Genomic DNA, 22,107 nt, shown 5'->3' with positions numbered 1-22,107 from the left:
TCGAACTAGACAGGGGAAAAAACGGGCCGGATCACCAGTTTGGTGACCGGCCCGCCGTGTTTAGAAATGAGCCGAGCGGCTGTTGGCCATTTTTTCAACCGGAGGCGCAAACCGGGTCAGGTCAATGCCTTCGACTGCGGCTTTGTACTCGTCGATCTTGGGCGTACGACCCAGAATGGCCGACAGCACCACGACCGGGGTCGAGGCCAGCAAGCTTTCGCCTTTCTTGTCCGGCGCATCGGCCACAACGCGGCCTTGGAACAGGCGTGTAGACGTCGCCAGAACCGTATCGCCTTTAGCGGCTTTCTCTTGGTTGCCCATGCAAAGGTTACAGCCCGGGCGTTCAAGATACAGGATGTTTTCGTACTCGGTGCGTGCCTTTTCTTTCGGGAACAAGTCGTCGAATTCGAAGCCCGAATACTTCTCGAGCACGTCCCAATCGCCTTCTTCCTTCAACTCATCGATGATGTTGTAGGTCGGGGCGGCCACCACCAGCGGGGCTTTGAACTCTACCTTCCCCGACACTTTTTCGAGGTTTCGCAGCATCTGGGCAACAATCTTCATGTCACCCTTATGCACCATGCAAGATCCTACGAAGCCCAGATCAACTTTCTTGTCACCACCGTAGAAAGATACCGGGCGGATCGTGTCGTGTGTATAGCGCTTGGACACATCCGCATTGTTGACATCCGGGTCCGCGATCATCGGCTCGACGATCTGATCCAGATCCACGACCACTTCGGCGGAATACTTCGCGTTGTCGTCGGGACGCAGGGCGGGTTTTTCACCGGACTTGATCTCGGCAATGCGGGCATCCGCAATCGCGATCAACTTCTGCAGCATGCCACTCTCATGCTCCATACCCTTGTCGATCATGATCTGGATACGCGATTTAGCCAGTTCCAGAGAACCGATCAGAGTGTCGTCATCCGAAATACAGACCGAGGCTTTGGCCTTCATCTCGGCAGTCCAGTCAGTGAAGGTAAAGGCCTGATCCGCCAGCAGCGTTCCGATATGTACCTCGATCACGCGGCCCTGGAAGACATTGTCGCCATGTTGTTCCAACATCTGCGCCTGTGTGGCGTGTACCACGTCGCGGAAGTCCATATGGTCCGCCATTTCGCCTTTGAAGGTCACTTTTACTGACTCGGGGATCGGCATCGAGGCTTCACCGGTCGCCAGCGCCAAAGCCACAGTGCCCGAGTCCGCGCCGAACGCCACACCTTTGGACATACGGGTGTGGCTGTCCCCACCGATGATCACCGACCAGTCGTCAACAGTGATGTCGTTCAGAACCTTGTGGATCACGTCGGTCATCGAATGATACACACCCTTCGGGTCGCGACCGGTAACAAGGCCGAAATCATTCATGAACTTCATCAGACGCGGCGTGTTGGCCTGAGCTTTGGCATCCCAGACCGACGCCGTGTGACAACCCGACTGATAGGCACCGTCAACACTGGGCGCCACAACCGTTGCGGCCATCGCCTCAAGCTCTTGCATGGTCATCAGGCCGGTGGTGTCCTGCGAACCCACGATATTGACCTTCACACGGACGTCCGAACCAGCGTGCAGGGTCTTACCCGGGGTCGCCCCAACTGCGTTCTTGTTAAAGATTTTCTCAACCGCAGTCAGGCCCTGACCTTCATGGCTGACTTCCTTGGACGGTGCAAAGACCAGCGGGGCCTCGACACCCAGCGTCTCGGCGGCCAAAGTCTGCAGTTTTTTGCCAAAGACAATGGCGTAAGAGCCACCGGCTTTCATGAATTCGACTTTTTGCGGAGTGAACGAGGCCGACACATCCACCAGCTCATCGCCATCTTCGCTCAGCAGTTTGTGGCTTTTGGTGTTGATCTTCAGAACGGTACCGGTCGCGACCGAATACTGCTCTTCAAGGATCGGGTTGCCGTCATTGTTCAGGATGGCATTCCCGTCTTCATCGACCTTCTTGACCCAGTTCTTCAGGTCCAAACCAATACCACCAGTCACACCGACGGTGGTCAGGAAGATCGGGGAAATGCCGTTCGTACCCGCGACAACAGGCGCGAAGTTGACGAAAGGCACGTAGGGGCTCGCCTGCTTACCCGTCCACAGGGCCACGTTGTTGACGCCCGACATCCGAGACGACCCAACACCCATGGTGCCTTTCTCTGCAATCAGCATCACCCGCTTATCGGGGTGTTGCAGTTTCAGCGCCTCAACTTCTTGCTGCGCTTTGTCCGAGATAAAGCACTTGCCGTGCAGTTCCCGATCCGCGCGCGAGTGCGCCTGATTGCCGGGCGACAACAAGTCGGTCGAGATATCACCTTCGGCTGCAACATAGGTGACAACTTCGATCTCTTCGTCGATTTCGGGCAGTTTGGTGAAGAATTCAGCCTTGGCGTAGCTTTCCAGAATCTCTTTAGCGATGGGATGCCCGGCTTTGAAAGCCTCTTTCAAGCGATCTGTATCGGCGTCATACAAGAAAACCTGAGTCTTCAGGACTTCGGCTGCCTGCTCGGCAATTGCTGCATCTTCGCCCAAAGCAAGGTCCAACAAGACCCGCACCGACGGGCCACCTTTCATGTGTGACAATAGTTCAAACGCGAAAGGAACCGAGATTTCGTCGACCACAGTGTGACCCAAGACGATTTCTTTCAGGAACTCAGCCTTTTCACCTGCGGCGCTCGTGGTTCCGGGCAGGGTGTTGTAAATGAAAAAGTTCAGCGAGTCCTCGCGATGCACGTTTCCGGCATCTTTGATCTGCTCAACGATCTCTTTGACCAGCGCGCCATCATCAATGGGCTTGGGGTGCAGGCCCTGTTCTTTGCGCGTTTCAATTTCACTGAGGTAATCTGTGTAAAGGCTCATGGCGGTCCCGACGATTAGGCGTTAGAAGAAGCTTGAGACCCGGCAAAGACTGGTTTTCCAGACCCACAGGATGCTCTTTGTATGCGGCGGTATACTATTTTCCACTGAGGATCAATAGACCAAAGCAGTGGTTGTGGCGCTAACGGGTTTTGCCCCTTGATTTAAGGGACCGCGCCAGATCACTTAGTTGTGCATACAACTCCCCAGCTGTCGGGTGCCAACCAGCCACGACTCTGTTTTGTTGAGCAACGACGTCAGTATCCCCGCGTGCAGCGGGACCAGTCAACGCGACCTGTGGCCCCTGCGCGGCTACGTTTTCGCAAGTTCCGGTCAACAGCTTTTCATTCAGGCGTGCTGCCATATCCTCGGAAACGCCCGCTTCGGCCCACGCCTCACGCGCCAAGGCTTGCAGGACTACCGTGAAGTTATTCGAGATTACCGCAGCAGCATGATACAGGCTTTTCGCATCCGACCGGATGGAAAAGCACTCGGCGCCCAATTCTTCGAACAACGAAGCAGCGATCCCTGCCGCATATGGGTCACCTTCGATGCCACAAGGGACACAGGAGAACTGCGATGCTGCAGTTTCGGGATCTGAAAAGGAAAGCACTGGATGCGCACTCACCAAACCCCAACCATATTCGTTTAAGGCATCCATTTGGGCGGCCGGGTAGAATCCACTACAATGTAGTGCAACAGGGCGCGATCCCTGCAACACACTATCTGGGTGCGAGTCGCTTAAGGTTCTGGCTACCTCGGCGATCTTCGTATCAGGTACGGCAAGTATCCAGATATTTGCTGGCCGCATATCGGCCAAGTGCTCAACAGCCCGCGCGTTGCGACCGAATGCGGCAGCATCCGTAGCGGCTTTATGACGACGGCTGCTTACATCCTGCAGAACATAAGACTGCGTTGCCGGCAATAGTCGAGCCAGTGTCTGGCCAACCCGTCCTGCCCCGATGAGATTAACAGTCGTAGTGCCCAATTCTGAGCCCCCCCTTTATGACGCACAACAGCTACTAAAATGATCGCCAACTATCTCAAAGGAATTGATCAAGTAAAATACGTTACAGTTTGCTTGTTACTTTATTTTTCTGTAACATATTGATCAAGGCAAGCGGAATGGGTTTGAGGAGGACAAGGCCATGTACGCCCAAATGGTAAAATCAACGGGCAAAGGGGTGCAATCTCGTGACGAGATGAGCCCCGAAGATCGGGCATTTCAAGATCGCATCGACCGCGGTGAAAAGATCGAACCCAAGGACTATATGCCTCCAAGCTATCGAAAAACACTGATCCGTCAGATCGGCCAGCACGCGCATTCTGAAATTGTAGGCCAATTGCCCGAAGGCAATTGGATCACCCGTGCGCCCACTTTGGAACGCAAGGCCAACCTTCTGGCCAAAGTTCAGGATGAGGCAGGCCATGGGCTGTATCTTTATTGCGCCGCTGAGACACTGGGCGTCAGCCGGGATGAGCTGGTCGAGATGCTGCACTCGGAGCGGATGAAGTATTCGTCCATCTTCAACTATCCCACCCTGACTTGGGCAGATATGGGCGCGGTCGGATGGCTGGTTGATGGGGCTGCGATCATGAATCAGGTGCCGCTGCAGCGCACCTCGTATGGCCCCTATGCGCGGGCAATGGTGCGCATCTGCAAAGAAGAAAGCTTTCACCAGCGCCAAGGCTATCACATCATGATTAAGATGGCGAAAGAAGGTAATGCCGATCAAAAGCGCATGGCGCAGGACGCTCTGAACCGGTTCTGGTATCCTGCTCTTATGATGTTCGGACCGTCGGACAGGGACAGCGTACATTCCGCCCAATCGATGGCTTGGCGGATCAAGATCAACACCAATGATGAGCTGCGTCAGAAATTCGTCGATGAAACCGTTCCGCAAGCCGAGTTTCTGGGCTTGTCAATTCCCGATGAGAACCTGCGCTGGAACGAAGAAACCGGGCATTATGATTTTAGTGAACCAGACTGGTCCGAGTTTTTCGACGTGATCTCGGGCAATGGCCCCTGCAATGCCGAGCGTCTGAGCGCCCGCCGCAAGGCTTGGGAGGATGGCGCCTGGGTCCGTGATGCCATGCTGGCCCACGCGCGGAAAGCCCAAAACAAATCCAAAGCGGCGGAGTAGTCGATGTCACATCAAAACGAATGGCCCCTGTGGGAAGTCTTTATCCGAGGCCAACACGGCATGAGTCACCGGCACGTCGGCTCGTTGCACGCGGCGGATGCCGAGCATGCCATACGGAATGCGCGAGACGTTTATACGCGCCGCAACGAAGGCGTCAGTATCTGGGTGGTCGAGGCTGAAAAGATCACGGCCTCCAGCCCTTCGGACAAAGGGCCCCTGTTCGACCCATCCCGCGACAAAGTTTACCGGCACCCCACTTTCTACGACATTCCTGACGAAGTTGGGAAAATGTGATGGACGCGGCGCAAAAACCACTGTTCGAGTTTCTGCTGAGACAAGGCGACAACGCTTTGGTTCTTGGGCATCGAACCTCGGAATGGTGCGGGGTCGCTCCGGTTTTGGAAGAAGATATCGCGCTGGCCAATATGGCCTTGGATCAGATCGGACAAACCCAGTTGTGGCTGGGATATGCGGCTGAGGTCGAAGGGGCCGGACGCTCTGCCGACGATCTGGCGTTTCTACGTGACGTTTATGATTTCCGGAATTTGCTGATGCTTGAGGTCCCGAACGGCGATTTCGGGCGCACTCAGATGCGGCAATTCCTATATGACGCCTTTCAAGTGCCATGGTTGAAGCAACTGCAAAATTCCACCGACACCCGAGTGGCTGAAATCGCCTCAAAGTGCTTGAAAGAGGCCCTCTATCACTTGGATAGGTCTTCTCACACGGTAATCGCCTTGGGGGACGGCACCGCGGAAAGCAACAAGCGCATGGATGAAGCGCTTACTTTCCTGTGGCCGTATAGTGGTGAAGTCTTTGTCGATGACGAAACCGATCATGCCATGGCGGCAGCGGGTGTCGCGCCATTGCCTTCAGAAATAAAACCTCTGTGGCTTGAAACCGTACAGACGGTGCTGGCGCAGGCGTGCTTGACTTTGCCGGAAGGCGACTATGCCCAAAAAGGAGGGCGAACCGGATTTCGACACACTGAACACCTGGGCCATATGCTGGCCGTGATGCAAACCCTTCAACGCTCGTATCCAGGCGCAACGTGGTGACGATGATGGCGGTGACCGAGGCTCAGGTCTGGGATTGGCTCGACACCGTGCCTGACCCTGAAATCCCAGTCATCTCGGTTGTGGATCTGGGCGTGATCCGCGAGGTGCAGGTCGCGCAGGACCATGTGACTGTGACGATCACACCGACCTATTCCGGCTGCCCGGCCATGGCTGTTATCGCGCTGGACATCGAAACCGAACTTGCAAAAAACGGCATCGGCAAGCTGGACATTCAAACCCGCATCGCACCGGCGTGGACGACTGACTGGTTATCCGAAAAAGGCCGCGCCCGACTGGAAGAATTCGGGATTGCCCCACCCCAAGCTGCGGGTGGTCCCAAACGATGCCCCCATTGCAAATCCAAGCGGGTAGAAAAAATCAGCCAGTTCGGTTCGACCCCCTGCAAGGCCCAATGGCGATGTCAGGATTGCATGGAACCCTTCGACTATTTCAAGTGTATCTGAGGTCCCGATATGACCAACTTCCACCCTCTGAAAGTCACCGATATTCAAAAGACCATCCGCGACGCCGTCGTAGTCACTTTGCAAGCTGAAAACGTGGCAGAGTTTGGTTTTGCACCTGGTCAGTACCTGACGTTCAAAAGGGATTTCGAGGGCGAGGAACTACGCCGGTCATACTCTATCTGCGCGGCACCGCATGAAGGCATCCTGCAGGTTGGGATCAAAAGTGTGGATGGCGGGGCGTTCTCAACATGGGCCAATACCGAACTGCAGGTTGGGGACGTAATGGACGCCATGCCTCCCATGGGCAACTTTCATGCCGCAGTCGAAGACGACGCGCCGCACTATCTGGCGTTTGCTGGCGGCTCGGGCATCACTCCGGTCCTGTCCATTCTCAAGACCACCCTGTCCGAGGACGCGTCTACGCGGTTCACTTTGGTCTACGCAAATCGCACACCAAATACGATCATGTTCCGGGAAGAGCTTGAGGACCTGAAAAACCGCTACCTTCATCGGCTGAACATCGTCCACGTTCTTGAGGATGACAGTCAGGACATTGAATTGTTCAAAGGCCGGGTCGATCAAACCAAATGCGCCGATCTGTTTCGACACTGGATCGACATTAAATCGGTCTCGATGGCTTACATCTGCGGGCCCGAGCCAATGATGCTGGCCATTTCACAGGCGCTTAAGGATCATGGATTGCGAAAGGACCAAATTCGTTTCGAACTTTTCGCGTCGTCTCAACCCGGGCGCGCCAGAAAACGCGCTGTCTCAAAAGCCGCTGAAACTGGCGGTGTCAAAGGTCGCGTCACATTGGGCGGAGAAACCAGAAGCCTTGTCATACCTAAAGACACAAGCTTGCTGGAATCGGCTTTGGCCGAAAACTTGGATGCGCCCCACGCCTGTAAAGCGGGTGTTTGTTCGACCTGCAAGGCCAAGGTCCTTGAAGGTGAGGTTGAAATGGTCGCCAACCACGCCCTTGAGGACTACGAGGTTGAAGCCGGTTTTGTTCTGACCTGTCAGTGCTTTGCAGTGTCAGAGAAAGTTGTTTGGGATTATGATGAGGCCGGGCATTGAACGTTGCTTAACACTCCGGGCAAGCCCGCCACGGTGAAACGGGCAACCGTTTTGGCATATCCTTCGCGATCAGCACGTGTCGCCTTTGGATGCCACATGTAATACCAGTTCAGCATTCCGAACACAGACATGGTCACCTCACGCAGCAGGCTGCCATCGTCTTGCAGCTTGCCACCACTGATCGCGTTCAGAATGTTGCTCATCTGCGCTACCATGTCTTTTTGATAGGCTTTAAGCACCTTCTGCATATGCTCGGGCAGCAGAGAGACACCTTCGCTTTGAATGGTGTGTTCGTAATCCATCCCTTCATAGGCCAGCAGATATTCGCGCAGGATCAGATGCAACTGTTCTTCGGGTGGATACCCGTCCAGATCAATTGCGGAGACGCGGTTCTTCAACTCGGACAGATAGGTATCCAGAATGTCGAACAGCAGTGCTTCTTTGCTGTCATAATAGTGGTAAATATTCGCCTTCGATATACCCGCGGCTTTGGCGACTTGATTCATCGAAGCCCGTGCGATGCCTTCATGGGCGAACACATTGGCAGCCACCGCGAGGATGCTCTGACGCTTCTTGTCATGGTCCTTAGCGATCGTCCGCGCCACGGGTTTACTCCTTTGGCCTGTTGTCAACTACTCGACGGGCTTTGCCCTGGCTGCGCTCGACACTGCCCGGAGCACCAACGTTCACCGATGCGCCGATCCCAATGGTGTCTTTAATCCTCTTGGACAAGGCCCCGGCAATACCTTCGCGCATGTCCTCTGGCGCGCCGGTTTCAACGCGTACTGTCATATCGTCCATCCGGCCCGTGCGGGACAGCTCTATTTGGAAATGCGGCGCCAGTTCCGGGGCTGCCAAAACAAGCTCTTCAATCTGGGTCGGAAAGACGTTCACGCCCCTCAAGATGATCATGTCATCGGATCGGCCGGTGATTTTCTCCATTCTCCGCATTGATCGCGCCGTTCCCGGCAAAAGCCGCGTCAGATCGCGAGTGCGATAGCGGATCATTGGCATGCCCTCTTTGGTCAGCGTCGTAAAGACCAGCTCACCCAGCTCGCCATCTGGCAGCACTTCACTCGTCTCCGGGTCAATGATTTCCGGGTAGAAGTGGTCCTCCCAGATATGCAGCCCGTCCTTGGTCTCGACGCACTCATTTGCAACGCCTGGCCCCATGATTTCGGACAGGCCATAGATGTCGACTGCATGCATGTCGAAGGCATCCTCAACCTCTGCCCTCATTGCGTTCGTCCAGGGTTCGGCGCCAAAGATTCCCACATCCAACGTGGAATCGCGCGGGTCGATACCAGCCGTGTGAAACTGCTCCAGTATGTTAAGCATATAGGACGGAGTGACCATGATCGTGCTGGGTTTGAAGTCCTGTATCAGCATCACTTGGCGTTCTGTCATACCGCCGGAAACCGGAACAACCGTGCAGTTCAGACGCTCGGCCCCGTAATGCGCGCCCAACCCCCCTGTGAACAGGCCATAGCCATAGGCGATGTGCACTATTTCTCCTGGTTTGGTACCGCTGGCCCGCATGGATCGCGCCACAAGTCCGGCCCAGTTATCAATATCTTTCGGAGTATAGCCCACCACTGTTGGTTTACCCGTCGTCCCGGATGATGCATGGACCCGCACGATTTCTTCCCGAGGAACAGCGAAAAGCCCAAATGGATAGTTGGCACGCAGATCGTCTTTGTGCGTAAACGGGAATTTCGACAGGTCGCTTAGAGATCGCAGATCATCCGGATGGACCCCCGCCGCGTCGAATCGTTGGCGATACATCGGAACGTTTTCGTAAACGTGGCGCAGAGACCATCTCAGACGGTCCAACTGCAGGCTTCTAATTTCGTCGATGGAAGCAATCTCTATCGGATCAAGCGTGTTTCGGGCTGGTGTTAGATCTTTCATGAACTCCTCCGCTATTCCTCGAACACGTGACCGTGCACCGCCCGAGAGCAACCGCGAAACACTGCTACAACTGTGTTCGTCTGATTGACCACTGTCACATCATAAATACCGCTCCGCCCAGTAAGGCTGACCTCGGTCGCTGTTGCGGTCAGACGATCGCCCAACTGACCGGGCGCGATGTAGGTAATTGAGTTGTGTTGCGCGACCGTCGATTGGTTCCGGCTGTTGCAGGCAAACGCGAATGCACTATCGGCCAGCATATAGATCACGCCTCCATGACAAATGCCGTGCCCGTTAGTGTGGTGCTTTTCTACTGTCAGCGTCAGAACCGCCTGCCCTTCATCCACCGCTTCGATCTGCATTCCCACCCAAGGACTTGCCTGATCATTACCCCACATCGTTCGGGCCGCCTGTTCCGCACGTTCCTTGGGCGTCATAACTGTACCCTTGGGCTTTTGGCCGTATTCGTCACCACTACGATACCACACGCGAAGGCGATGATCGTCTTGTCCTGACAGCCAAGCTGTTTACGGCATAGGCGACTGGTGCAATGTGCTGCTGCCTCGCCTCACTGATCAAAAGTTTGTGCGCAGCATTCGCGCAATTCAAGGCATCGCGAAAGGTACGGTGCATTTCATTGGTAAAATTGCTCATCTGATCAGGTCGATTCACAGTGAACCCGTCCCAACCTGCGTGTCGCGTGGCAAGCACTGTATACTCCTTGATCTTAAGCAACCTTCAATTTAAACATTTCATAAACCGTCCGGTTGGTCAATTAATGAACGACACCATTGTAGAGGTCCCGAAATGGCAGTTCAGAACGTTGAAAGTCATGTAGCCGGTCAATGGATTGGCTGTGACAGCGCCGCGCGGGATATCCACTCGGCGGTGACCGGAGATTTGATTGCACGGGCAGGCAACAGTGCTTTGGACACCGAAGCCATGCTGGAATATGCGCGTGCCAAAGGCGGTTCGGCGTTGAGGGCCATGACTTTCCATGATCGAGCCCGCATGCTGAAGGCACTTGCGCTGCATTTGGGCCAGCACAAAAAGGCACTTTATGACGCCTCTTTCGCGACCGGGTCTACGCACAAGGACCACCTGATCGACATTGATGGGGGGATCGGCACGTTGCTGGTCTTTGCCAGCAAAGGTCGGCGTGAGATGCCAGATGATACGATCTATCTGGACGGCAATATCGAGCAACTGTCCCGCAGTGGAACCTTTTTGGGGCAACATATCTGCACCTCGTTGACGGGCGCCGCTGTCCACATCAATGCGTTCAATTTTCCGGTCTGGGGCATGCTGGAAAAGCTTGCGCCCACCTTACTTGCCGGGGTGCCGGCAATCGTCAAACCGGCGACAGCCACCTGTTACGTAACCGAGTTATGTGTTCGCATCATGCTCGAAAGCGGCTTGTTGCCAGATGGTGCAGTACAGCTGATCTCGGGCGATATTGGTGCGCTGCTAGACGACGTCGGATCGCAAGATGTGATCAGCTTTACCGGCTCGGCGCAAACGGCTCTTAAACTGCGTAGCACACCGAGCATTTTGCATAACGCAACCCGTTTTATTGCCGAGCAAGACAGCCTGAATGCCTCAATTCTCGGACCCGATGCGGAAGTAGGCACGCCCGAATTCGACCTATTCATCAAGGAAATTACCCGCGAGACGACGGCAAAGGCTGGGCAGAAATGCACTGCCATTCGTCGGATTATTGCGCCTGAACCACTGGTCGAAGCGGTGATTACAGCTTTGCGGAAAACCCTTGAGCGGACAATTATAGGCGATCCCTCGGACACGGCGACGCAGATGGGGCCGCTGGTCTCTCAGGCGCAACGCCGGGACGTTTTGCAGAAAGCCGCCCTGATCGAGCAGGATGCGACTCGCGTATTTGGCCACCCAGAAAAGTTTCAGGTATCGGGTGCGGACCGCAAAAAAGGCGCGTTCGTGCCGCCCATGCTGTTTTATTGCGAGACCCCAGATACAGCGCAATACGTTCATGATGTCGAAGCCTTTGGGCCGGTTTCGACCGTCATGCCTTACCGCGATCTTGATCATGCCCTTCGCCTGACCAACAAGGGCAAAGGCAGCCTTGTTGCCTCGGTCATCACCAACGACGGCGACTTTGCCCGACAAGCCGCCTTGGGTGCGGGCGCGTTTCACGGGCGACTGTACTTCAACAACCGACAATCTATGAACGAAAGCACGGGCCATGGCTCTCCGCTGCCGCACATGGTGCATGGTGGCCCAGGACGCGCGGGCGGCGGCGAAGAGCTGGGAGGCGTTCGGGGCGTACTGCACTACATGCAGCGCACTGCGGTTCAGGGCAGCCCCGATATTCTGACGCGGATTAACCGAAAATGGACGGCCGGCTCAGCAGAAGTCACCCGCGATGCCCACCCCTTTACCCGCACCTTCCATGAACTGGAAATAGGTGAGACATTACACACCGCGTCCCGAGAAATCTCTTTGGCCGACATTGAAACTTTCGCACATTTCACCGGCGATACGTTCTATGCACACATGGACGAAGCTGCCGCGAAGCGGAACCCATTTTTCCCGGGACGGGTTGCACATGGGTATCTGTTACTCAGCTTCGCTGCGGGGTTGTTCGTGCAACCAGATGAAGGGCCAGTTCTGGCGAATACCGGGCTCGACAATCTGAGGTTCCTTAAGCCCGTGCAAGCCGGAGACAGCATTCAAGTTCATCTGACGGTCAAGCAGAAAACTCCGCGCAACCAAGACTATGGCGAGGTTCGCTGGCATGTGACACTGACAAACCAGAATGGCGAGCGGGCAGCCGAGTACGAACTTCTGACAATGAATGCATATTCCCGAGGTTGAGCATCGGTTTTCCGTGGCCACACAAGACATTGGCATGATATCCAATAGGCCAGCCTGCGAACCGGCCATTTGGAAACTTAGATTTGAATTCAGCCGAAAAACTGATTGAAGAACTTGTTGCGCTGGAACCGATCAAGACCTGGTCGCTGATCGTTACCCTGTTCGGTGACATGAACGGCAAAGAAATTACAGGCAAAGACTTGGGGCTGCTACTTGGTCGTGTTGGGATCAAAACCGAAGCCATGCGTGTCGCCTTGCACCGCCTTAGAAAAGACGGCTGGATCGAGTCAACAAAATCGGGGCGCGAAGTTACCTATCGCCTTTCTTCAAATGGCCTATCAGATACCCGGGCCGCCTATGAGGATGTATATCGTCAAGACGCCAAATACCCCGAAGGCTGGGTAACCTGCTGGGTTCGTCAAGGATTCGCAGCGCCACCTTTATCGATTCCAATCGAAAAAGCGCTGGTTCTGATGCCCGCCTCAGCTGCTGCCAAAGCCGAAAACGTCGTGACGCTAAAGTTTGATGACTACCCTCCGCCCGAGTGGTTCTCGAGCGGTCTTGTGCAGGACAATGTTCTACGTCAAGCGTCGCACATCTTTGACCTTGCAGCTTCTGCCGAAATTCATCGCATGCAATCCTTGCCCCAAGCTGCGATACGACTGATGCTTTTGCACCACTGGCGGAAAATGGCACTGCGCCCTGCAGTATGGGCCCATATTTCCCTAAACCCAAAAGGACCGCTGGCACTGTGCCACGGCAGGGTCACCGATCTACTGTCCGCGTTGCCCAACTTGTCGCCCGAACGATTTTCCCGATAACTCACGTTCCAATCTGAGTGTCTCTGCTAACTGTAACCGGGTCTTGATTGGTATTTCATCGCCGGTTAGGCCATGTTTTACCGATCAGTTAGGATTTGGATGCACAGTTGGTTCTCATCGAAGGTAGCCGCGTGACACACATGGGACGATCAATCTTGCGCACTGCGCTTGTGGCGATACTGTCGCTGGGTACAGTGCCTGCGCTGGCGCAACCCGACATTTTGGTGCTGGGCGACAGCCAGATCTCTTTTGGGGCAGGAAAGGAATACACCCGGTTCTTCCAAGACTTGCCACAACGCTGCAATGTGACAGCAGAACGCACTCGGTTGATGGAAAAGCTTGGCGCGCGTCAAACGGCTGCGATCGGTGTACGGTCCACCTCGTTGCAATCTTGGACATCCGTCAGCGGGCCGACACGCGGTGCAATCTGCGATGTAGACAAGAAATTTGGTGTTAACGCTGGTGCCTATGGGATCGATGGAAACCCTGATCGTGTTTTCATCCAGATCGGAAAAGGTCCATCTTATCAGTTCTGCAAACCCAAACAGACCGCGTTTGAGGCTATGTTTGCCGAAAACTACTATGATCCCGGTTTGTTGGTCCTGACTTTTCTGGGCAACTCGGCCGATCGCTGGGCAAACTCACCAGAAGCGGTCGCACAGGATGTGTCCAAGACTCTGGAACAGGTGCCCAAGGACATGCCTTGCGTCTTTATCTCAAGCGCGCCGGTCTACCTGAAAAAAACAAACGACAAGCGGATGAAAGCTCAAACGGCCATTGCCCGGGCGTTCGAGCGTGCCGATGCCCAGTGTATTGCCGTGGAAGGGTTTAATGCAAAGACGCGCGCGGCCATTGAGGGCAAACCAAAATATTTTCGCCGCAACGAAGCCGGTCGTGTCAAAGATCCGCATCATCCAAGTCCGGCTGCAATTCGCCAGTTCTTGAAGATCAACACGGTCGATTTCTGCGATGCGATCTTCGAAGCCCTGAAATAGAGAAACCGCATAAGGGGGAAACATGCAGTTTCTGAACAAAGCCTCGGGCATGGCCATTGCCCTTCTTTTGAAAGCACTTCCGGTCAGTGCCGAGCCGTTTGACTCGCCTGAAATACTGATCATCGGGGACAGTCAGATATCGTTCGGCTCGGGGCCTGCATTCCTGGAGTTTTTCAGTAATATCAAAACTCATTGCAAACCGAACGCCGAGCAAAAGCAGCATCTTGAACGACTTGGAAAAATGCGGGTCGGTGTAATCGGTGTGCGCTCCAGTTCTATACCATCGTGGACGGCACGATCTGGCAAGGGTAAGGATACGATCTGCAAGGTTGATCCCAAATGGCGGGTTAATGCGGGGGCTTATGGTTTCGTAAACAAGTCCGGCAACAAATACGTCCAGATTGGCGAAGGGCGCGACTACCAGTTTTGCGCAGCAAACACGTCTCCGCTGGAAGAGATGTTGCGCGACGATTATTACGACCCAAAGCTGATTCTGATGTCTTTTCTGGGCAATTCCGCCAAACGCTGGGCCAACAGCCCCGAGGCTGCAATCCGCGATGTTCAAAAGTTGAAAACCCAACTTCCACCTGACCTACCCTGTATTTTCATGACCACCGCCCCAGCTTACAAAAAGAAAATCGTAGACTTGAGATTGCGGGCGCAAAAGAACCTAATGGACGCCTTCAAAACATCAGGCTTGCGTTGTTCGTTTGTGCCGGGATCCACGTCGGAAACTGTCGCCGCCAATCAAGGGAACAAAGAGTATTTTCGTCTGAACAAAAAAGGCATGGTGAAAGATCCGTATCATCCGAACGAAGCTGCAGCCAAAAACTTCTTTGCCCTAGAAATGGATCAGATTTGTACGGCGATCTTCACGCAAATTTCGCCGACGAAGGAACAAAGCTGAATCCTAATCGTGCTCTTTAGCGCGACAGTCGAGTCAGCCGAAGGTCAAGAGAAAACATGCCCCGCGACTGGATGAGTCCAGGCTTAGGCGTCCACCGATCGCCTCGGCGGTTGCCGTCACAATATTCAAACCCATACCCGTCCCACCACTGTTTCTCCGCGTGGTGAAAAAGGGCTGCATTATCTTTCCTGCATTCCCATCGCTAACCCCCGTGCCGTTGTCTGCAACGCGCAGGGTGGTCGCATCGTTGCCTTGACCTGCTGTCAGAACGATTTCGCTGGCGTCGTGTTGCTGTGCATTTTCAAGCAAATGCGTCAGTATAATCCTTAGCGTTTCTTCAGCCACGGGCAGAGGGAGATCTCCGTTTTCGACTTGCACCGAAAGGTTGGGAAAGGTCTCGGTCACGAAGGGAACGACATCATCTAGACGACAACTTCCGGTCAAAGCACTTTGATCGGCAAGGCTGAACGCACGCATATGGGCCAGCAAGTCCTCCATACGCTTGCCGCCTTTATCTACGGTATCCAGAAGCTTGTTCCGTTGTTCCACAGGCAAGCTGTTGTCCCGCAGCAGCTCGGTCGCACCTTTGAGGGCAGTCAGAGGAGACTTCAACTCGTGCGTGACATGGGCGGTATAGGTTTTTAGCGCGTCTTGTTTGTTTTGCAGACGTGTGGTGAGAGACTGAAAGCTCTGACTCAGCTCCTCAATTTCGCGGGTTCCTAAATGCTCTGGTGGCTCCCACGCGTCAACGCCATAGCCTGCCGATTGCGTCCTTTCTATCAAAAGACGGATGGGCCGTGTGATAAAGCGCCAGAACACAAACCCGATCAACGCAGTGGACAAAGCCACGAATACGGCCGCTTTGGCCAAGTTAAAACGCTCTCCATAAAGAAATCGGAAGATATGGTTTGGGGTCCGGCTCAGATAGACAGCCCCGATCTGCGCCTCTTCTACGAACACCGGCATCGCAACAAACACGCGAACACGGGCTGCCCTGCTGAGTGTATAGACCGCAGGTGTTCTGTCCTCGCGCAGACGCGTTCGAGCGACCGACGCGATGTTCCCGTGCATAGCTTCCTGTACTTCGGCCACCTGCCCCAGATTCTCTCCGAGTTCGGCGGTTCCGGCGAAGACATTTCCGAACGTATCCAGAAACCGATACCCCACCAGCGTTTGCGTCTGTGCGCCAGCCGCGATCCGCGATAAAGGAGCCGCTATTTGCTTATAAACGCGGCCCGGGTCCAGTTGCATTGCCTGCGCATCGGGGCGCGGAGGCAAAACTGTTTCCCGGTTTACCGACAATGCTGGAAAGACTGCCCGATCGACCGAAATTGCGCCGCGCTTGGGCGGATCAAGCCCTGCTGCCTCAGCATATAGCTCGGAATAGGTCGCCGAGAGGACAGCAGCTTGTGTCAGCAGGCTTTCTTCGGTTTGCTGGACCAACTGGCTGTCGTAAAATCGGAACAATGCCAGCCCAGCAAACGGCAGACAAAGAACAATCCCCAGTACAAGCAAGACAACAGTCCAAAGCTTGGGACGTTTTCTAGGCTTTACCCCGCCTTGCATGGTCCCATCCTCAGGCCAACACCATGCACGGTGACAATTCCGTCGGTGCAGCCGGCTTGTGACAGCTTGGCGCGGATATTGCGAATATGACTGTCTATTGTTCGGTCCGACACGTGGATGTTGTAACCGTACAGCGCATCCACCAACTGAGGTCGGGACATAACGTGATCCGGTCGAGACATCAAAGTTGCCAACAGCCGAAGCTCTGATCCTGTCAATACCACCTGCTCTGCGCCGTACAGGCACGAATGGCGCCGCGCATCCAGAGTCAGCTTCCCTTGCACGAGGACTTGTTCCGCCGGGGTGGCTGGCGGGACGCTGCGTTTGAGGATGGCTTTGATACGTGCCACCAGTTCGCGCGGGGAAAAGGGTTTGGTCAGATAGTCGTCTGCTCCGATCTCAAGCCCGACGACCCGGTCAACCTCATCATCCCGAGCCGTAAGAAACAGGATCGGGACATCCGAGGACTTGCGAATTTCGCGACACACTTCAAGCCCGTCACGTTCAGGCAGGCCGATATCCAATACGATCAGTTCAGGTTGCTCTTGTCGAGCAGCGTCAAGTGCGGCCAAACCGTCACTGGCAAACATCGTCTGAAAACCAGCGTTTTCAACTGCAAACCCTGTCACTTCAAGAATGTCCGGATCGTCGTCGACGATAAGAATACGTGCGGGCATCAAATAGGGTCCTCAGCTCTGAGCCTGATAATAGGCTTGGATGCGCCACCTGCGAAAGCCCCATTCTCGCCAGTTGGAAATGGCATCCTGGGACATGAGATAGTCCAGTCTTTTACCGCAAATACGCTCGCCGGTTTTGGCTTCAAAAGCGTGTATGGCAGGGTATGCATCGGGACCTAATCCGCAGATGTAGTAGGTATCGCGAAGCGCCAGATCCTGACCGTGCGTCAGGTTGTAGCCAGCGATCAGGTGCGCGAAATTGACAAAGCAGCAAACATAGACTGTGACGACAACGGTGGCCAGGCACCGTCGCAATAGCCAATCAACTCCCAACCCTCGATGAACTTGAATGACCGTCAGCACCAAGCCGATCAATACAAGGCCCATCCAGACAAAGGCGGCCACGCGCAGATAAGTCAGTGCATATGCCTCAACATATAGCTGTAGGCGGAAGGCTGCGGTCATCACCAAAAAGATATTCTGAGCCAACCAAAGATAAACCAGATTCCGCAGGACCGTATCCTGCGCGATCATGCTGCGTGTCAACAGGACGAATACCCCTGCTAGCAATGCCGTCACGACCAAAGGATAGGCACCGCGATGGGCATAGGAAGCATAAGTCATACCATCGGGCAAGGCGACACCGCCGGTAAAAATCCCGATATCCATACCTGTCTGCACTAAGAACAACAGGTTGAACAAAAACAGCGAATTCCGAACAGAAAGAGGGTTGATCAGAAATGTAACCCGTCCGGGCCCGGCCCTCTGGAAAGAGGGTTTTTGCGCTCCGGAACCCAACCAAGACTTACTAAGGTTCAAACACGCCCAAACTTGAGACCCGATCAGACACCAGAACAAGACGCGCAACCAAAAATCGGCTGTGAACAAATGAGTTGGGTCCAACCCTTGCAGGTAGCCTTCCAGAACTGGGTTTGCGGCGGCCAGCAGTATCAGGAAAATGATGCCCATCATGAAGGGAAGCACGGCCGAAGATGCCTGACGACGAATGCCCTTGCCCATATCTGCCTCAGGCAAATCACGCAGCGCGGCCCAACTCAGCAACAAGTTTCCGATTGTAGGCAATCGTATCGCAACCCTAAAAAACAAGCGTTCGTTCAACGGCAATCCGTAGACCGACCACCCCACCAGCAAAACCAACCCGGCCAGACTAAATAACACCGACAAGAATTGCAGGTCGATGCACAACGGCAAATTGCTCACTAGGGCAAAGCCCATGGCCCCGACCCACTCGCGCCGATTGGTCCGAGGGGTCTTCAAGGCCACTATTGCTGCCGAAAGGATCATCGCAAACACGGCAAGAGAGATTCCAATCGGCTGGTGCCAGAACAGCCAGTCTGCCAGTGTCACCAAAACGCCAAGCAAAGGTATCTTGTGCCGCATTCCAAGTGAGGAAAACAGCGATTTATCGCTTTGCGCCCGTGGGGTTGTTTGCGCGGATGTTGTCTCTGACATGCTTAGCCACCACGCATCTCGTTTAAGGCTATCCGGCACTCCGTGGATTATCAGCTCCTGCCTCATTATGCGCCTCCTGATTGCGGTTATTCTTCCCATCAAGTTGACAGACGCAATTGCAGAGCTGGGGCGAGTCCTGAACAGGTTTTGAAAAGCTATTGTGCAGATTTTGCGCACACCTTTGACGACTCCACCCAGTTGACCAAACGATCAGACCCAGCGACGGTCGCGTGTCGACCACCAGATACAAACCAACAGTAGGACTTGAATAACTAGGCGTAAGTTCAGCTGCCATTCGGTAGCAAATGGGTAAAGCTCAGGGTTCAGTGACATATGAATGTTGGCCGGGGTCACGGCCAATGTCAGTAAAATCAGACAATTCCCAGCCAGTTGGCGGGCCTGCGGCAATAGAATGCCAATCGCCCCCAGGATTTCCAGTACTCCTGACACATAAACCACCGCCAACGGCCAAGGAACATAAGGTGGCGTAATACTTAGGAAGAACTCTGACACGACAAAATGCCCGATCCCGCCGCAAAAAAAACCAAAGGAAAACGAGCAAAAGACCCAAGTAATAAAACCTGACCATGTTCCCCTCAGACTCGCAAGCGCATTGGTTGTCGGGAAACCGCCAGGCATTGGTGAACTCCAAGCTGAACCAAGTCGGTTTAAGACAACGTCATTGTAGGCTCAAGCTGTTTGCGACAATGGCACATGACCTATTTTCATCGATAAATTTCCGCAACCGGAGGCCACAGTAAATTGAACACCGAAACCACTGATCAAACGACGCTTGGCAGAGCTTTTTATCGCATGAAAACCTGACTACCATGCTGCCTGAGCAACCACTACCGCGGGACTGACCAATGAAAGCCGTTCTCTACGAAAATTTCTCGCATCCTCCTAAGCTGGTCACAATAAGTGACCCCTCACCGGATGCAGATGGTGTTGTGATCCGCGTTGAGGCGTCGGGTGTATGCCGCTCGGACTGGCACGGTTGGATGGGGCATGACGACGATATCGAATTGCCACATGTCCCCGGCCACGAACTGGCCGGCGTTGTGGAAGCCACAGGCGTAAACGTCAAGAAATGGAAACCAGGTGACAGGGTAACAGTCCCCTTTGTCGCAGGCTGCGGCTCTTGCCCGGAATGCCACGCGGGACATCAACAAGTTTGTCTGGATCAACATCAACCCGGCTTTACGTACTGGGGCTCATTCGCCGAATATGTTGCGGTTCATCAGGCCGATCTGAACCTTGTTGCTTTGCCCGAGGGCATGGAATTTGCAACCGCGGCCAGTCTTGGTTGCCGCTTTGCGACGTCGTTTCGCGCTATTGTCGACCAAGGAAAAGTCGGCGCAGGTCAATGGGTCGCCATTCACGGGTGCGGCGGGGTCGGTCTGTCTGCCGTGATGATCGCCAGCGCGTTGGGCGCTCAGGTCATTGCCGTGGATATTGATGACCGAAAGCTTGACCTGGCTCGGAACCTGGGCGCGGTCACCGCAATCAATGGCACCGGGACAGATGTCGCAGCAGAAGTTATCGAATTGACCCGTGGCGGTGCTCATGTCTCAGTTGACGCACTGGGACATCCGGCGACCTGCTTCAATTCCATCCAAAACCTACGACCCCGAGGGAAACATGTGCAGGTTGGGCTTATGCTGGGCGAACAAGCGCAACCTCAGGTGCCAATGGCAAAAGTTATCTCGAATGAGCTTGAAATCTTGGGCTCTCACGGAATGCAGGCCCATCGGTACGGCGCGATGTTGGACATGATCGCTTGTGGCAAGCTAGCGCCAGAAAAACTGGTAGGCAAAACGATCAACCTGTCTCAGGCGCCGCAGGCCTTGATGGAAATGGATCGCTTTCAATCCATCGGCGCGACAGTCATCACTGATTTCGACCGTTAACGCGACTAGCTCTTGTCGATAAAAACGGATTGTAATCACCAAGATTCTTGTGTGATCAGATAGATATAGGCCATAGTCTTGCTCAACCCGGTTACGAACGCAGTGGAACCGAGTGGGAGGAGTTTTGAAAGAAAGGCATTATACAGCCGCAAAATTGAATGCGGCGCTTCGGGTATTGGATCGCTACCAGATTCAATCTGATGGTGTTTTCGAACGAACAGATATCGACCGAACTCGCTTAAAAGAGACAGAGTACCGTGTCTCGCTGCATCAGATCATCGATGTGCTGAATAATATCGCGCAGCAGCGCTGGCACCCCGAATTACCTTACGATATCGGAAGAAACCTCCACATCTCGGATTACGGGCTTTATGGATATGCTGTTCTAAGCAGCACAAGATACCGGGATACTGTAGATTTCGCGCAGAGGTTTCACTATCTTGCGGCGCCTACAGCCGAAATGTCCTTTGACTTTGATAAGGACAACCCCGGTTGGGAATTTGAACCGGTCTCGGTGATCGAACAATCGCCTGACTTCTATTCCTTTCTGACCAATCTGCAGGCCGGAATATTTGCCTCACTGCATCAGGACGTGATTGGTCAGGATTTCCAGTGCAATTTGCTTGAGTTGCGATACCCAAGGGACAGTTATTACACCATTCCGGCACACGCCGCAGATGTCATCAAATTCTCGGCTGAGAAGAACCGGTATAGTGTTCCTCCCAAATGGATGGACCAAAGATTGGAACTGGGAAACCGGATGACCTTTCAGCAAATCGTCCAGATTTGCGAACAGGAGTTGTCCGAATTGCTCAGCCGCGATGAGGGGCGCGTGTCCGGCGAAGTTCGAAAAGCGCTTGTTCAAAGCCTCTCTTTTGGGGCCAATATGGAACTGATTTCACGTCAGATTGGATTGACTAGCCGAACCCTGCGCCGCCATCTGAAACGAGAAAACACGACGTTCAGCGATATCGTCGATTCCACGCGGTCTGAACTAGCACTTCGGTATCTTCGGGATGCCGAACTCAGCACACAGGAAATCGCCTATGTGCTAGGTTTCTCAGATTCTGCCAGCTTCGTGCGCGCCTTCAGAAGGTGGACAGGAAAAACTCCGAAACATTATAGGGTCGGTTTCTGAAGGCGGAATCTGACGCTACGTTGTCCTCGATTGTCAATCTTATGACCCGATGTGGGGTTTACGCACTGGGGTCGACTGGCAATATTTTCCACTAAGTCGAAACATCCGCAGATCAGTCTTTCTGTTGGGTATCGAGTTGCTGCTGGCTAGGAGAGAGGCTGGGGCATCCGAGAAACGGCCGGAGGATAACTATGTAATTGCTACGAACAAAACCTCATCCAACAAATTGGTTTGGCTTTAAGGGTTTGTTCTTGCGAGCAAATACAGACCGG

General features: G+C 54.2%; 20 protein-coding genes. 11 read left to right on the top strand and 9 right to left on the bottom strand.

The genetic code is table 11. From position 1 onward, the window contains the following. Positions 1-60: 60 nt before the first annotated feature. Entirely contained in the window at positions 61-2,850 is a 2,790-nt protein-coding gene (locus ABWV79_RS21240; protein ID WP_353394698.1) for a bifunctional aconitate hydratase 2/2-methylisocitrate dehydratase, read from the bottom strand. 139 nt (positions 2,851-2,989) lie between these two features. Further along, positions 2,990-3,835 carry a Rossmann-like and DUF2520 domain-containing protein gene (locus ABWV79_RS22320; protein ID WP_502949873.1) on the bottom strand — a complete coding sequence of 282 codons (846 nt, stop codon included), beginning with the start codon at positions 3,833-3,835 and terminating at the stop codon, positions 2,990-2,992. Between the two features lie 160 nt (positions 3,836-3,995). On the opposite strand from ABWV79_RS22320, the gene paaA reads away from it, so the two are divergent. The 5 genes from paaA to ABWV79_RS21205 are packed head-to-tail and all read left to right on the top strand — an operon-like array spanning position 3,996 to position 7,590. After that, the gene (gene paaA, locus ABWV79_RS21225) at positions 3,996-4,991 is read left to right on the top strand and encodes a 1,2-phenylacetyl-CoA epoxidase subunit PaaA (RefSeq protein WP_353394696.1); all 996 of its coding nucleotides are present in this window, start codon (positions 3,996-3,998) and stop codon (positions 4,989-4,991) included. Between the two features lie 3 nt (positions 4,992-4,994). Continuing rightward, on the top strand, positions 4,995-5,285 hold the full coding sequence (gene paaB / locus ABWV79_RS21220; protein ID WP_170356441.1) for a 1,2-phenylacetyl-CoA epoxidase subunit PaaB: 291 nt from the start codon (positions 4,995-4,997) through the stop codon (positions 5,283-5,285). Next, complete coding sequence (paaC, locus tag ABWV79_RS21215) at positions 5,285-6,049, top strand: 1,2-phenylacetyl-CoA epoxidase subunit PaaC (RefSeq protein ID WP_353394693.1); 765 nt, start codon at positions 5,285-5,287, stop codon at positions 6,047-6,049. Before paaB ends, paaC begins: the two co-directional genes overlap by 1 nt. Positions 6,050-6,051: 2 nt before the next feature. Continuing rightward, complete coding sequence (gene paaD / locus ABWV79_RS21210; protein WP_170356502.1) at positions 6,052-6,513, top strand: 1,2-phenylacetyl-CoA epoxidase subunit PaaD; 462 nt, start codon at positions 6,052-6,054, stop codon at positions 6,511-6,513. A gap of 9 nt (positions 6,514-6,522) precedes the next feature. Continuing rightward, positions 6,523-7,590, top strand: coding sequence for a 2Fe-2S iron-sulfur cluster-binding protein (locus ABWV79_RS21205; protein ID WP_353394691.1), 1,068 nt, complete (start codon positions 6,523-6,525; stop codon positions 7,588-7,590). Here ABWV79_RS21205 and ABWV79_RS21200 read toward each other — a convergent pair. From ABWV79_RS21200 to paaI, 3 genes are read right to left on the bottom strand one after another with little or no spacing between them, the layout of a single operon-like run. Next, entirely contained in the window at positions 7,569-8,195 is a 627-nt protein-coding gene (locus ABWV79_RS21200; protein WP_170356444.1) for a TetR/AcrR family transcriptional regulator, read from the bottom strand. The two genes, ABWV79_RS21205 and ABWV79_RS21200, sit on opposite strands and share 22 nt — an antisense overlap. 4 nt (positions 8,196-8,199) lie before the next feature. Then, a complete protein-coding gene (paaK, locus tag ABWV79_RS21195; RefSeq protein WP_353394689.1) occupies positions 8,200-9,501 on the bottom strand; it encodes a phenylacetate--CoA ligase PaaK in 1,302 nt (433 codons plus the stop codon). Between the two features lie 11 nt (positions 9,502-9,512). Further along, a complete protein-coding gene (gene paaI / locus ABWV79_RS21190) occupies positions 9,513-9,938 on the bottom strand; it encodes a hydroxyphenylacetyl-CoA thioesterase PaaI (protein WP_170356503.1) in 426 nt (141 codons plus the stop codon). A 370-nt stretch (positions 9,939-10,308) separates the two neighbouring features. Between paaI and paaZ the strand changes: the two genes are divergently transcribed. The 4 genes from paaZ (at position 10,309) to ABWV79_RS21170 (ending at position 15,071) form a co-directional block, all read left to right on the top strand. Beyond that, positions 10,309-12,348: a phenylacetic acid degradation bifunctional protein PaaZ gene (gene paaZ, locus ABWV79_RS21185; protein ID WP_353394686.1), complete on the top strand. Its 2,040-nt coding sequence runs from the start codon at positions 10,309-10,311 to the stop codon at positions 12,346-12,348. A gap of 83 nt (positions 12,349-12,431) precedes the next feature. Continuing rightward, a complete protein-coding gene (locus ABWV79_RS21180; protein WP_353394684.1) occupies positions 12,432-13,169 on the top strand; it encodes a hypothetical protein in 738 nt (245 codons plus the stop codon). A gap of 140 nt (positions 13,170-13,309) precedes the next feature. Next, the gene (locus ABWV79_RS21175) at positions 13,310-14,164 is read left to right on the top strand and encodes an SGNH/GDSL hydrolase family protein (protein WP_353394682.1); all 855 of its coding nucleotides are present in this window, start codon (positions 13,310-13,312) and stop codon (positions 14,162-14,164) included. Positions 14,165-14,186: 22 nt separating this feature from the next. Further along, positions 14,187-15,071, top strand: a complete 885-nt coding sequence (locus tag ABWV79_RS21170; protein ID WP_353394680.1) for an SGNH/GDSL hydrolase family protein — start codon at positions 14,187-14,189, stop codon at positions 15,069-15,071. Positions 15,072-15,104: 33 nt separating this feature from the next. Here ABWV79_RS21170 and ABWV79_RS21165 read toward each other — a convergent pair whose 3' ends face one another. The 4 genes from ABWV79_RS21165 to ABWV79_RS21150 form a co-directional block, all read right to left on the bottom strand. Beyond that, positions 15,105-16,637 (bottom strand): sensor histidine kinase, encoded by a 1,533-nt coding sequence (locus ABWV79_RS21165; protein ID WP_353394678.1) that lies wholly within the window; start codon positions 16,635-16,637, stop codon positions 15,105-15,107. Further along, positions 16,622-17,314, bottom strand: coding sequence for a response regulator transcription factor (locus tag ABWV79_RS21160; protein ID WP_170755928.1), 693 nt, complete (start codon positions 17,312-17,314; stop codon positions 16,622-16,624). Before ABWV79_RS21160 ends, ABWV79_RS21165 begins: the two co-directional genes overlap by 16 nt. 12 nt (positions 17,315-17,326) lie before the next feature. Beyond that, a complete protein-coding gene (locus ABWV79_RS21155) occupies positions 17,327-18,853 on the bottom strand; it encodes a DUF4153 domain-containing protein (RefSeq protein WP_353394675.1) in 1,527 nt (508 codons plus the stop codon). 144 nt (positions 18,854-18,997) lie between these two features. Continuing rightward, positions 18,998-19,426, bottom strand: coding sequence for a DoxX family protein (locus ABWV79_RS21150; protein WP_353394673.1), 429 nt, complete (start codon positions 19,424-19,426; stop codon positions 18,998-19,000). 227 nt (positions 19,427-19,653) lie between these two features. Here ABWV79_RS21150 and ABWV79_RS21145 point away from each other — a divergent pair, with 227 nt between their 5' ends. Then, positions 19,654-20,697 (top strand): zinc-dependent alcohol dehydrogenase family protein, encoded by a 1,044-nt coding sequence (locus ABWV79_RS21145; protein WP_353394671.1) that lies wholly within the window; start codon positions 19,654-19,656, stop codon positions 20,695-20,697. 124 nt (positions 20,698-20,821) lie between these two features. Continuing rightward, positions 20,822-21,835 carry a helix-turn-helix domain-containing protein gene (locus ABWV79_RS21140; protein WP_353394668.1) on the top strand — a complete coding sequence of 338 codons (1,014 nt, stop codon included), beginning with the start codon at positions 20,822-20,824 and terminating at the stop codon, positions 21,833-21,835. Positions 21,836-22,107: the final 272 nt, after the last annotated feature.

The organism is Ruegeria sp. HU-ET01832, assembly GCF_040371315.1.
Classification (GTDB): Bacteria; Pseudomonadota; Alphaproteobacteria; order Rhodobacterales; family Rhodobacteraceae; genus Ruegeria; species Ruegeria lacuscaerulensis_A.
Note: the sequence above shows the minus strand (reverse complement) of the source record. Positions and strands in the feature narration are given on the sequence as shown.